The 11985-nt window shown below is 62.4% G+C and carries 11 protein-coding genes; 7 read left to right on the plus strand and 4 right to left on the minus strand.

Translation table 11 applies throughout. From position 1 onward, the window contains the following. Positions 1-261 precede the first annotated feature (261 nt). Positions 262-1953 carry a methyl-accepting chemotaxis protein gene (locus BMW89_RS12200; RefSeq protein WP_092026467.1) on the plus strand — a complete coding sequence of 564 codons (1692 nt, stop codon included), beginning with the start codon at positions 262-264 and terminating at the stop codon, positions 1951-1953. Positions 1954-2001: 48 nt separating this feature from the next. Further along, the gene (locus BMW89_RS12205; protein ID WP_092026470.1) at positions 2002-3090 is read left to right on the plus strand and encodes a phosphotransferase; all 1089 of its coding nucleotides are present in this window, start codon (positions 2002-2004) and stop codon (positions 3088-3090) included. Positions 3091-3227: 137 nt separating this feature from the next. On the opposite strand, the gene BMW89_RS12210 is transcribed toward BMW89_RS12205, so the two are convergent. Genes BMW89_RS12210 through BMW89_RS12220 form a run of 3 tightly spaced genes read right to left on the minus strand, consistent with a single transcriptional unit; the run spans position 3228 to position 6427 of the window. Continuing rightward, positions 3228-4784 (minus strand): MDR family MFS transporter, encoded by a 1557-nt coding sequence (locus BMW89_RS12210; protein WP_092026473.1) that lies wholly within the window; start codon positions 4782-4784, stop codon positions 3228-3230. A gap of 4 nt (positions 4785-4788) precedes the next feature. Beyond that, positions 4789-5952: an HlyD family secretion protein gene (locus BMW89_RS12215; RefSeq protein ID WP_092026476.1), complete on the minus strand. Its 1164-nt coding sequence runs from the start codon at positions 5950-5952 to the stop codon at positions 4789-4791. Beyond that, complete coding sequence (locus BMW89_RS12220; protein WP_092026479.1) at positions 5945-6427, minus strand: MarR family winged helix-turn-helix transcriptional regulator; 483 nt, start codon at positions 6425-6427, stop codon at positions 5945-5947. Before BMW89_RS12220 ends, BMW89_RS12215 begins: the two co-directional genes overlap by 8 nt. A gap of 157 nt (positions 6428-6584) precedes the next feature. Between BMW89_RS12220 and BMW89_RS12225 the strand changes: the two genes are divergently transcribed. The 5 genes from BMW89_RS12225 (at position 6585) to BMW89_RS12245 (ending at position 10833) form a co-directional block, all read left to right on the plus strand. Then, positions 6585-7079, plus strand: coding sequence for a Fur family transcriptional regulator (locus BMW89_RS12225; protein ID WP_092026481.1), 495 nt, complete (start codon positions 6585-6587; stop codon positions 7077-7079). Positions 7080-7114: 35 nt separating this feature from the next. Next, positions 7115-8068, plus strand: a complete 954-nt coding sequence (locus BMW89_RS12230) for a DMT family transporter (RefSeq protein WP_092026485.1) — start codon at positions 7115-7117, stop codon at positions 8066-8068. A 12-nt stretch (positions 8069-8080) separates the two neighbouring features. Then, entirely contained in the window at positions 8081-9364 is a 1284-nt protein-coding gene (ispG, locus tag BMW89_RS12235; protein WP_092026488.1) for a flavodoxin-dependent (E)-4-hydroxy-3-methylbut-2-enyl-diphosphate synthase, read from the plus strand. Positions 9365-9511: 147 nt separating this feature from the next. Next, entirely contained in the window at positions 9512-10408 is an 897-nt protein-coding gene (locus tag BMW89_RS12240) for a TauD/TfdA dioxygenase family protein (RefSeq protein WP_092026491.1), read from the plus strand. Positions 10409-10485: 77 nt separating this feature from the next. Further along, on the plus strand, positions 10486-10833 hold the full coding sequence (locus BMW89_RS12245; protein WP_092026494.1) for a Vch_cass14 family protein: 348 nt from the start codon (positions 10486-10488) through the stop codon (positions 10831-10833). A gap of 100 nt (positions 10834-10933) precedes the next feature. Here the strand turns inward: BMW89_RS12245 and BMW89_RS12250 are convergent, their stop codons facing one another. Next, positions 10934-11797 (minus strand): hypothetical protein, encoded by an 864-nt coding sequence (locus tag BMW89_RS12250; protein WP_143062751.1) that lies wholly within the window; start codon positions 11795-11797, stop codon positions 10934-10936. Between the last annotated feature and the right edge of the window lie 188 nt (positions 11798-11985).

Raw genomic sequence — 11985 nt, forward strand, 5'->3', positions numbered from 1 at the left:
CATGCCGGCGATCTTGAAGTCGCCGGCACGGGCTTCTCACGCAGCGCATCGATGACCGATGCTGCGCTGTATTGCCGGTGCGAATTGATCTGTCGTCGCCTCTGTGTGTCAGCCTCGCTGTCCCAAAGCCAAATTTCCCTGCGTTGCGAATCCCGTAGTCTTGCGGAGTTGTCCCGTTGGGCGGTCTCAACCGGAGGCAATCCCGTGTTTACCGCGTTGGCATAGGGTCGTTGCGGAACTGATTCGGGCCGGGATTGCTCTATGAAAATTCGTCTTTCGCTGTCCTCCGCGATCATCGCGTTCGGTGTCGTGATCGCCATCGGCTTCACCGCGGTGGTCTCGACCAGTCTGTATGCGTTGCGCGAGCTCAAGGTCGGCGGTCCGCTCTATTCCGACATCAAGCTCGGCAACGACCTCATCGCCGACATCCTGCCGCCGCCGGAATACGTCATCGAGGCTTATCTTGAGGCGACGCTGGCCATGCGCGAGCCGGATCAGCTGGCGGCCCATGGCGAGCGCCTGGTCCAGCTCCGCAAGGATTACGACGAGCGCAAGGCCTACTGGACCGCATCCAGCCTCTCGGCCGACCTGAAGACTGCGCTGGTGTCGAAGTCCGATGCCGAGGTGCAGAAGTTCTGGAAGCTCCTGTCCGACCAGCTCTTGCCCGCCTTGAAGGGCAAGGACATGGCCGCCGCCGAGCGCGCCTATGCGCAGCTCAAGGACGCCTACGCCGCACATCGTGCCGTCATCGACAGTATCGTCGAGAGCTCCAACAAGCAGAACGCGGACATGGAGAAGCTGGCCGCGGATCGCGACAGTGCGATGCTCTATATCCTGCTCGGTGTCTCTGCCGCGGTGCTGGCTTTCATCGCCGCCGGCCTGCTCGGTGTCGCGCTCGGTGTGGTGCGCCCGATCGTGCGCATGACCGGGACGATGCAGAAGCTCGCGACCGGGGATCTCGAAGCCGACATTCCCTTCGCCAACCGGCAGGACGAGGTCGGCTCGATGGCGGGTGCATTGCTGGTGTTCAAGCAGTCAGCGGTCGAGAATTCCCGTCTGCGCGATGAGCAACTGCGCAACGAGCAGGAAGCGGCGCTGGCCAAGCGCTCTGCTCTGCAACAGATGGCCGAGACCGTCGAGCGCGAGACCGGCCGCTCGGTCGACACCGCGAGCGCGGCAAGCCAGGGCGTCGAACGGGCCGCCGCCAGCCTGTCCGAGATCGCCCGATCGCTGTCCGTGGAGTCGCAGGCGGTTGCCTCCGCCTCCACCCAGGCGCTGGGCAGTTCGCAAACCGTTTCGGCCGCAGCCGAAGAGCTGAGCGCTTCGATCCGGGAGATCGCGACCCAGGTCGCGCGCACCAGCACGGTCACCAAATCGGCGGTCGCCGGCCGCGAGCAGGCCCGTTCGACCATCCAGACACTAGCCGGCTCGGTGAAGAAGATCGCCGAGGTCTCCGACCTTATCGGTGGCATCGCCGGCCAGACCAACCTCCTGGCGCTCAACGCCACGATCGAGGCGGCGCGTGCCGGCGAGGCCGGCCGCGGCTTCGCGGTGGTCGCCGCCGAAGTGAAATCGCTCTCCGACCAGACTGCCAAATCGACCGAGGAGATCTCGCGGCTGATCGCGGAGATCCAGGCCTCGACACAGGCCGCGGTCGATGCTGTCGAGACCATGGGCGGCCACATCGTCGAGATCGACGGCGTTGCGACCTCGGTCGCCGCCGCGATGGAAGAGCAGGACGCCGCGACGCGGGAGATCTCGCGCTCGATCTCCGAATCGGCGTCTGCCGCGAAGGAAGTCTCGGCCAAGATCTCCAATGTCAGCCGCGACGCCGCCTCGGTGAACGAGCGCGCCGCGGAGGTCAGGCAGGCGATCACAGGCATGGCGGCCAATCTCGAACAGCTGCGGTCGGTCGTGGTCCGGACCGTGCGCGATTCCACCGCCGCGGCTTGAGCCCGGCATCAGGTCGGCCGCTGGCGCCCGGGGTGTTGATCGTGCAGTATGCCGCGGCACAGGGGCATCGGGGTCATGACACCTCCACAATTGCCTGAAGTCGTTGAGCCCGGCCGACTGACGGCGGCGCTGCGCAGGAGCGGCGTGCTGGACGCCGGCGCGGTGCGCGAGGTGAAGGTGCTGCACCAGCGTGACACCGTGGTGTCACATATCATCCGCCTCGGCCTGCGCTATGTCGGGGAATCCGCCGGTGCTCCGCAATCGCTGATTCTGAAGACCGCGAATGCCGAGTTTGCCGGCACGCTCGCGGATGCCGGCCGGCAGGAGGTCGCCTTCTACACACGGCTTGCGCCGAACATGCCGCCCGGGCTGGCGCCGCGCTGCTTCGACGGGAGCTTCGACGAGGAGAGCCTGGTCTGGCATCTTTTGCTGGAAGATCTCACCGACAGCCATGAGATCGCAACCCAGTGGCCGCTGCCGCCGTCGCATGAGCAGGCGATGGCCATCGTCACGACGCTGGCGCGCTGGCATGCGGCATGGTGGGATCATCCCGGCCTTGGCGACACCGTCGGCACCTGGGCGAGCGCCGAGGATCGGGCGCAGCACATGGAGACCTTCGCCGGCCATTACGACCGATTTGCCGATCTGCTCGGCGACCGCCTCGGCGAGGAGCGTCGCATCCTCTACCGTCGCTTGATCGAGCACTCGGCTCGGCTATCCCAGCGCTATCGATCGCGGCGTCACATCAGCATCGCCCATGGCGATGCCCATATCTGGAATTTCCTGCTGCCGCGGCCCGGCGTCGCAGACACCGCGCGCATCTTCGATTTCGACCAGTGGCGCATCAATGTGCCTACGAGCGACCTCGCCTACATGATGGCGATGCAATGGTATCCAGACCGCAGGCAGGCACTCGAACGTCGGCTGCTCAATCACTATCACGAGACGCTTCTCGCCCACGGCGTGGTCGGCTACACGCGCGGCGCGCTCGACCAGGACTACCGTCTGTCGGTGCTGTGGCACATCACCAGGCCGGTTTGGCAGTGGAGCATCAACCTTCCGCCGCTGATCTGGTGGAATAATCTGGAACGAGTGATGATGGCGGTCGAGGATTTGGGGTGCGAGGAGTTGCTGTAGAAGCTCTCGTGTCCCGGGCGCGGTGCAGCGTGTAACGCTGCGCCGCAGAACCGGGACCCAGTTGCCGCGAGTATGGGCTCCGGCTCTGCAGCGCATCACTCGCGTGCTGCGCTGCGTCCGGGGCACGAGAGCGCGTCCTACTCCATCACCGCATGCTCCGGCCCAGCCGTCTGCTTTCGCAGCATGGCCTTGGTCGAGCCGATCATCAAGGCGAGCGGGATGGTGCAGAGGATGAAGACCATCACCAGCATGTAGTCGTGCGCAAACGCAATGATCTGCGCCTGCACGTTGACCATCCGGTCGGCCATGGCGCGGCCGGCGTCTGTGGAGAGGTCGATCATGCTACGCACGTTCGGCATCTGGAGCGCGTGATTGAACGGGTTGATGTATTCCGAGAGGATCGCATAGGTCTTGCGCGTGCCCTGCGTCAGCTCGGCGATCACGATGGAGATGCCGACCGAGCTCGCGACGTTGCGCATCAGCGTCAGCATCGAGGTGCCGTCGGTGCGCAGATGGTTCGGCAGCGTCAGGAACGCCACCGTCGACAGCGGCACGAAGACCAGGCCGAAGCCAAAGCCCTGGATGACGCTGACGACGACGATCTCCGGCACCTGGGTCTGGTCGGTCCAGCCGGTCATCTGGAACAGCGAGGCCGCCGTCAGCGTCAGTCCGGTGATGATCAGCGTCCGCGCCTCGATCCAGCGCATGATGCGGCCGACCATCATCATCGCGAAGAAGGTGCCGAAGCCGCGGCTCGCGAGCAGGCCGCCGGCGGTCATGATGGGATAGCCGATGACGTTTTGCAGATAGGGCGAGGCCAGCGCCATGGTCGAGTACAGCACGAGGCCCATCACCGTCATGAAGATGCAGCCGGTGAGGAAGTTGCGATCCCGAAACAGCGCGAACTGGATGAACGGACGCGAGGTCGTGAACGAGTGAGCGAAGAAATAGTAGAAGGCGACGCCTGAGATCACGAACTCGGTCACGATCTCGGCGGATTCGAACCAATCGAGCTGCTCGCCGCGGTCGAGCGCGAGCTGAAGCGCGCCGATCCCGACTGCCAGCGCGGCAAAGCCGAACCAGTCGAATTTGAGACTGGTGTCCTGCTTGGTCTCGTCCATGAAGACGCTGAGCCCGAGCACGGTGATGGCGCCGAAAGGAATGTTGACGAAGAATACCCAGTGCCAGGAATAGCTCTCGGTCAGCCAGGCACCCAGAGACGGCCCCATGATCGGACCCATCATCACGCCCATGCCCCAGATCGACATCGCCTTGGCGCGTTCCTGGAGCGTGTAATAGTCGAGCATGACGGACTGCGACAGCGGCACCAGCGCCGCGCCGAACACGCCTTGCAAGAGGCGGAACAGCACCATCTGGTTGATGTCTTGCGCGAGCCCGCACAGCACGGAGGCGAAGGTGAAGCCGGCAGCGCAGATGATGAAGATGCGCTTGCGGCCGAAGCGGTTGGAAATCCAGCCCACCGGCGCCGTCATGATCGCGGCTGCGACGATGTAGGAGGTCAGCACCCAGTTGATCTGGTCCTGCGAGGCCGACAGCGTGCCCTGCATGTAGGGCAGCGCGACGTTGGCGATGGTGGTGTCCAGCGCCTGCATGATGGTGGCGGTCATGGCGCAGATCGTCACCATGTTCCGGCGCAGGCCGGGGACCATGAGGGCGGGATTGGACTCCGCCATCGGATCAGTCCTTGTCCTGACTTGCCGTCGCCGACAGGCCGAGCAGGCCGGCGAGCGAGCGCTGGTGGCCGGTGTCGATGGTGGCGTAGACGCTCATGCCGGCCTTCAGCCGCCGCACATATTTGTCGGTCTCGTCGAAATAGATGCGGATCGGCACGCGCTGCACCACCTTGACGAAATTGCCAGTGGCGTTCTGCGGCGGCAGGATCGCGAATTGCGCGCCGGTGCCGGGCGAGAGCGAGCCGATCTTGCCCTTGAAGACGTGGTTCGGGAATGCGTCGACCTCGAGGGTAACGGCCTGGCCTTCGGTGACGTGGGTGAGGTCGCTCTCCTTCGGATTGGCATCGACCCAGGGATGGGCGACGTCGATGATGGAGAACACCGCCATGCCCGCGGTGACGTAGCGGCCGAGCTGGATCTGCTCGACCTGCGTCGCGACGCCACCCATCGGCGCGCGCACCACGGAATGGTCGAGGTTGCGCTCGGCGTTGTCGAGCTTGGACTTGGCTTGTGCGTAAGGCGGGAATTTCTCCAGCGGCAGGTCGGTGTCGCCAAGCAATTGCGTCTTGGCCGTCGACATCTGCTGCTTGACGTATTGCGCGATCGAGCCGGATGTGACCAGCGCGTTCGAGGCGTTGTCGAGATCGAGCTGCGAGCCAAAACTGTTCTTCACCAGCGCCTGCTTGCGCTCGACATCGCGCTGCTTCAGGTCGACGCCCTTCTGAGCGAGATCGAGCATGTCGCCGTAGATCTTGATGTTGGCGCGGAGGTTGTCATAGGTCGTCTGCGCCTGCATCAGCTGCGCCTTGGCCTCATTCACCGCGAGGCGAAACGGCACGGGGTCGATCTCGAACAGTTCGTCGCCCTGCTTGACGATCTGGCCCTCCTTCACGACGACCTTCTCGATCTTGCCGGAGATGTCGGGCGTGACCAGCACCTTCTGTGCGCCGACATAGGCGTCGTCAGTGCCGACATAGCGGCCGCCGTTGAGATAGAAGGTGATGCCGGCGATGGCGACGACGATTGGCAGCACGACCATCAGCAGGACGCGGCGATACCGTCGCAGGCCTGCGATCAGGCGGCGGCGCGGATTGGTGCCGGCCTTCTTGGTGGACTTGCCGCTGTCGATCTTCTGCTCGGGCTGGAACTTGAGAACCTGATCAGCCATAGCGCTGCTCCTTACGCGCTTGTTCCGCCCCAGAGGCCTGGATCGCGTTACGCACGTTTTCCTTGATGGATTCGAGTTGGGTGAGGAGACGGTGGGCGTCCGCCGGGCTGATGCCGTCGAGCGCGTTGGCCGTGAGTTCCGACTTCAGGCCGCTCATCTTGCCGAGCAGCGTCCGTCCGGCCTTCTTGAGGTACAGCCGCTTGACGCGGCGGTCCGAGGGGTCGTTGCGGCGCTCGATCCAGTCGCTGTCGCAGAGCTTGTCGATCAGCCGCGTCAGCGTGATCGGCTGCATATCGAGGAGCTCGGCGAGTTCCGACTGTTTCATGCCCTCGCTGCGCTCGACCTTGGCCAGCACCGCCCATTGGGCGCGGGTGATGCCGAAGCGCGAGGCCTCCTTGTCGGCGTAGACGCGGAGCAGGCGGTAAAGCTCACCGAGCGTGAACAGGAAATTATGGTCAACGGACCCGCGGGTCATAAGCTTGGTCTCCAATAAGCTTGGAATATTATAAGCAAGCTTATGATTATGACATGGCGGGTTGCCGGGACGCTGTCCCGCGGGATGAGCATGGCTGGCAGCCGTGCGGCGGGTCGCGCTTTGGGTTCCCCCGCCGAAATGCTAGAACGCCGATCCCATGACCCTCGCAAAGCCAGCATTTCCCGCGCCCGACCACGATCACGGCCGCTGCACCGCGGACGCGCTGTCCCATGCGGAAGCGGTCTGCAAGCAGCGCGCGCAGAAATTCACGCCGATACGCCGCCAGGTGCTTGCGGCGCTGCTCTCCAGCCACCGCCCGCTCGGCGCCTATGAGGTGATCGACGAATTGGCGAAATCGATGCCGCGGCCGGCGCCGATCACGGTCTATCGTGCTCTCGATTTTTTGATGACGAATGGCCTGGTGCACCGCATCGAAAGCCGCAACGCCTATCTCGCCTGCGCCGCCCATGACCATGATGCGACCTCGGCGGTGGCGTTCCTGATCTGCGAGCGCTGTGGTCTGGTCGGCGAGATTCCGTCGGCGTCCTTCGCCGGGGATCTCAACGCCGCGGCGCGAGCGTCAGGCTTCGCGCCGAAGCTGTCCGTGGTGGAGATCACGGGCGTCTGCACCCATTGTCAGAAAGCTGCATAAAGCAACAACGGCGCAAAGCCGGTATCCGGGAAGACATGTCCTCACCTCAAATCAACCCATCCGCCGCGCGCCCCCTCAGTGCCGGCGCCATCGCCCTGATGCTGATGCTGTGCCTGACCTGGGGCTTCAACCAGATCGCGGTGAAGCTGGTGCTGCCGGAGATCCCGCCGATGCTCCAGGCCACGATCCGTTCGATGGGTGCATTGCCGGTGCTGTTCATCATCGGCACGTTTCGCGGCGTCAAATTCTTCGAGCGCGATGGCACGTGGAAGGCCGGCCTATTTGCCGGGGTGATGTTCGGCATCGAGTTCGTGCTGATCTACCAGGGCCTGCGTTTCACCTCGGTGTCACGCGCGGTCGTGTTTCTCTACACCGCGCCGTTCTTCGTCGCGCTCGGCTCCTACCAGGTGCTCGGCGAGCGGCTGGGCGGCGTGCAATGGCTGGGTCTGGCCGTGAGCTTTGCCGGTGTCGCGCTCGCGATCGGCGTGCCGCAGCCGGATGTCGATGCCTGGGTGCTGCTCGGCGACCTCATGATCGTGGGCGGTGCCGGGCTGTGGGCCGCAACCACGCTGGTCGCCAAGAGCACGCGGTTGCGCTTCATCGCGCCCGAGAAGGCGCTGGGCTATCAGGTCGCGACCTCGATCCCGATCCTGGGCCTGGCCGCCTTGCTGTTCGGCGAGACCATCCCCCACACGCCGTCGCCGCTGTCCATCGCCTTGGTGGCCTTCCAGGCGATCTGGGTGGTGGGAACCACGTTCACGCTTTGGTTCGCGCTGGTAAAGACCTATTCGGCCAGCAAATTGTCGGCTTTTACCTTCATCACCCCTTTGTTTGGCGTGGTGGGTAGCTATTTCATCATGCACGACACCTTGAGCCTGACATTCGGGGCCGCAGCGATCCTTGTAATTGCTGGGCTTTTTCTGGTTAACCGTCCGAGCCAAACGGCTGCGGCGCCACGCGATGCATTGCTGAACGTCACCAAAACCTGATATTTGGACCCCATGAACAAGCTCGAAAACACCATCGATTCCGACATCGCGGGCCCGGCGCCCCGGCATCACACCACCCAGGTCATGGTCGGCGACGTCGCCGTCGGCGGCGGTGCGCCGATCGTCGTGCAGTCGATGACCAACACCGATACCGCCGATATCGACGGCACCATCGCCCAGGTCGCAGCGCTCGCGCGCGCCGGTTCCGAGCTGGTCCGCATCACCGTCGATCGCGAGGAGGCGGCGGCTGCCGTTCCGCATATCCGCGACGGCCTGCTCAAGCTCGGTCTCACCACGCCCCTGATCGGCGACTTCCACTATATCGGTCACAAGCTGCTCGCGGCTTATCCGGCCTGCGCCGAAGCGCTGGCGAAGTACCGCATCAATCCCGGCAATGTCGGCTTCAAGGACAAGCGCGACACCCAGTTTGGCGACATCATCGAGATCGCCAACAAGAACAGCAAGCCGGTGCGCATCGGCGCCAATTGGGGCTCGCTCGACCAGGAACTGCTGACCAGGCTGATGGACGAAAACACCGCCTCGCCCAATCCGCGCGATGCGCGCGCGGTGATGCGCGAAGCCATGGTGCAGTCGGCGCTGCTCTCGGCGGCGCGCGCCGAAGAGCTCGGCATGCCCAAGAACCGCATCATCCTGTCGGCCAAGGTCTCGGCGGTGCAGGATCTGATCGCGGTCTATGAGGTTCTCGCCAGCCGTTCCGATTACGCCATCCATCTCGGCCTTACCGAGGCCGGCATGGGCACCAAGGGCATCGTTGCCTCCTCCGCCGCGCTCGGCATTCTGCTTCAGCAGGGCATCGGCGACACCATCCGTATCTCGCTGACGCCGGAGCCCGGTGGCGACCGTACCCGCGAAGTGCAGGTCGGCCAGGAACTGCTCCAGACCATGGGCTTCCGTACCTTCGTGCCGCTGGTTGCGGCCTGCCCCGGCTGCGGCCGCACCACCTCGACCACGTTCCAGGAGCTGGCCCAATCGATCCAGGGTTTCATCCGCGACGAGATGCCGAACTGGAAGACGAAATATCCGGGCGTCGAAGAGCTCAACGTCGCGGTGATGGGCTGCATCGTCAACGGCCCTGGCGAATCCAAGCACGCCAATATCGGCATCTCGCTGCCCGGCACCGGCGAAGCGCCGGCCGCGCCCGTCTTCGTCGACGGCAAGAAGTTCCGCACGCTGCGCGGGCCGACCATCTCCTCCGACTTCAAGGCACTGGTGATCGACTATATCGAGCAGCGCTACGGCCAGGGCGCCAAGGTGCCGGTGACCGCGGCGGAGTAGGCGTCTCCAAACATCGAAATCGTAAGGCGGGTTTGCGAAGCGCAACCCGCCTTATTTTTTTGCGCGCGCGAAGTGGCGGGTTACGCTTCGCTAACCCGCCCCACATTGCTACGATGGCTCCCAATCAAAACGATCGGGAGACACGCCATGAGCTCACTCGCCGGCAAGCAGGGCCCGCGCTATCGCCACACGGCGGATGACGGTGCGCCTTACGAGACCATCGCGGTCGAAAAGCTCACCCCCATCATCGGCGCAGAAATCTCCGGCGTCGATATCGGCAAGCTCGTCTTGGACGACGCGCGCTCCAACCAGCAGATGGACGAGATCCATCGCGCGCTTGCTGAAAACCTCGTCATCTTCTTCCGCGACCAGCACATCACGCCACAACAGCACCTCGCCTTCGGCCGCAAGTTCGGCGAGCTGCATTTCCATCCTGCCGCGCCGCACGAAGACGAAGACCCGGCGCTGATGAAGATCTACGCCGACAAGAATTCGCCGCGCGCCAACGGCGAGGGTTGGCATTCCGACGTGTCCTGCGATCAGGAGCCACCGATGGGCTCGATACTCTATATCAAGCAGTGCCCGCCGCGTGGCGGCGACACGCTGTTCGCCAATATGTACGCCGCCTATGAGGCGCTGTCGGATCGTATGAAGGCCTATCTCGACGGGCTGACCGCGCTGCACGACGGTGAGCCGATCTACCGCGGGCTCTACGCGAATTACGGCGTCGCCGACCGCCCAGCCTATCCGCATGCCGAGCATCCGGTGGTGCGCACGCATCCGGTCACGGGCAAGAAGGCGCTCTACGTCAACCGCGGCTTCACCCGCCACATCAATGGCGTCCCGCGCGACGAGAGCGACGCCATGCTCGCCTATCTCTACCAGCACGCCGAAAACCCGCTGTTCCAGTGCCGCTTCCGCTGGACCGAGAACGCCATCGCCTTCTGGGACAACCGCTGCGCCCAGCACCGCGCGATGTGGGATTACTGGCCGCATACGCGCTCGGGCACGCGGGTGACGGTGAAGGGGGAGCGGCCGGTGTAGGGGATCACAAGAAGAGTACCGCAGTTGCAGCTCTCTCTAATTTATTGAGGATCACAAAACGCGGAGTCGGATGCGCTATGGCTAGACGACTTAGAACCGACGCTCAGATCGACAATTTCATCAGGAGAGTAAGAAGTGAAGCCGAACACCATGCGCCAGGCGTCGCTGCCATAATCGAGCCTCTCTCGGATGCTGTTCGAGAAAGGTTGGATTTGTCCGTCGATAGGATTGAAGTGTACGAGCGCAACGGGCGCTTGGCGCGGACTTGTTGGGTCACGATTTCAGGTCATCGTTACTCATTCTCGTACAATTACTCAGAAGGAATGATTGATTTAAGAGATGGCGGATTGCAGGGCCCTCTGCTTCATCAATTCGACAACAACACTTCTCAGCGTGAGGTGCGGCGCCAAGCAAGACAGCTTTAGTGTTGCTAGGGAGACTCGAGTAACGGCAATGAGATCGCCGTCTCCGGAGGACTTGTAGGCTCTCGCTTTCTCTGCTCCTCGTCTACAAGCTATCCGCGGATCACGCCCATTGGGCTAGCTCGTCAATATATTCTTGCGCCGTATAGGTCGCTCCACAAGCGATGCAATTTACGGAACCGTCCCGCCGCTTCTGTGCGAATTTTGGTTCAGAATCGTCGTATTTGGTCTGAAGGGATTTGCAGTTCGGGCAAAGAACGCCCCTCTTTCTTTTGTCATATCCAAAGAAAGCTTTGGTGTAGCGATTTTCAAGTGAAGACACTGCGGCGGTGAGTTCGTAAAGAAAATTTGAGTGAGTGAAGTCCTCCTCGTAGTCTGAAATTGGCGAATATTCACCGGTCGATATCATATATTTCTTTCGAAACTCGATCCAATTTCCATCAGGAAACAAAAATCTATATCCCGTCAGTATATCCACGAGAATCTTGTGTGCTTCGACCCGAGCGTTTCCCGCATTTAGGTGAGCTATCTTGTTCCTCTGGGTTCTGATGCGTTCGAAGAAGGAATTGAAGTCCGAATGTAGACGGGTGTTAGTAGCAAGACTAACGGCTCGACAGAGTTGTGACGCATCAAGCGTTCGAAATTCTGAGAACCTTACCTCGCCTGCCTTGCTTGCTTTTGGCCATGATTGCGGATCGCCCACAATGAGAAGGTACGGGCTGGTCTCAGCAATTCTCGTCTTCAGCAGGAGCTCAATCGATTGCTGAAGGAGCGCAATAGCGTTGTTTAGTCTGTAGCGTTTCTGGTGCCAGTATGCCTCAAGTGGACTTTTCTCGGGATTTTCTTCACTTAGTTGCTCAAGATAGCCCGCGCTGTCTTGAAATTTTGCCAAGGCTTCAATTGTGATTTCCCATGCGAGGTTGAGCCAACCGTTGGCTGTCTCGCCTAGTTCTTGATGGTCTGGCACGTCGATTATCATTGTTAGCAACGCGTGTCTGAGTAAAGAATGCTTCAAACAGGAAGCTCACGTTAGCCATCGTGGCTCGTATCATCCCCCGATTCAACCGGCATAGGGATGCAGCGGATGGTCGAATTTGAAACTGCGTCGCAACGGGCGTTGACGCCTCGCCCCGCCTGCGACAAGCTTGGTCAAAA

The sequence above is a fragment of the Bradyrhizobium sp. OK095 genome, assembly GCF_900109945.1.
Taxonomy (GTDB): domain Bacteria; phylum Pseudomonadota; class Alphaproteobacteria; order Rhizobiales; family Xanthobacteraceae; genus Bradyrhizobium.

What these genes read in the sequence shown, in the direction of transcription:
- ispG (WP_092026488.1), top strand. Translation starts at nt 8,081, where the DNA reads ATGAACAAGCTCGAAAACACCATCGATTCCGACATCGCGGGCCCGGCG.
- BMW89_RS12220 (WP_092026479.1), bottom strand. Translation starts at nt 6,427, where the DNA reads ATGACCCGCGGGTCCGTTGACCATAATTTCCTGTTCACGCTCGGTGAG.
- BMW89_RS12240 (WP_092026491.1), top strand. Translation starts at nt 9,512, where the DNA reads ATGAGCTCACTCGCCGGCAAGCAGGGCCCGCGCTATCGCCACACGGCG.
- BMW89_RS12230 (WP_092026485.1), top strand. Translation starts at nt 7,115, where the DNA reads ATGTCCTCACCTCAAATCAACCCATCCGCCGCGCGCCCCCTCAGTGCC.
- BMW89_RS12210 (WP_092026473.1), bottom strand. Translation starts at nt 4,784, where the DNA reads ATGGCGGAGTCCAATCCCGCCCTCATGGTCCCCGGCCTGCGCCGGAAC.
- BMW89_RS12225 (WP_092026481.1), top strand. Translation starts at nt 6,585, where the DNA reads ATGACCCTCGCAAAGCCAGCATTTCCCGCGCCCGACCACGATCACGGC.
- BMW89_RS12200 (WP_092026467.1), top strand. Translation starts at nt 262, where the DNA reads ATGAAAATTCGTCTTTCGCTGTCCTCCGCGATCATCGCGTTCGGTGTC.
- BMW89_RS12245 (WP_092026494.1), top strand. Translation starts at nt 10,486, where the DNA reads ATGGCTAGACGACTTAGAACCGACGCTCAGATCGACAATTTCATCAGG.
- BMW89_RS12215 (WP_092026476.1), bottom strand. Translation starts at nt 5,952, where the DNA reads ATGGCTGATCAGGTTCTCAAGTTCCAGCCCGAGCAGAAGATCGACAGC.
- BMW89_RS12205 (WP_092026470.1), top strand. Translation starts at nt 2,002, where the DNA reads ATGCCGCGGCACAGGGGCATCGGGGTCATGACACCTCCACAATTGCCT.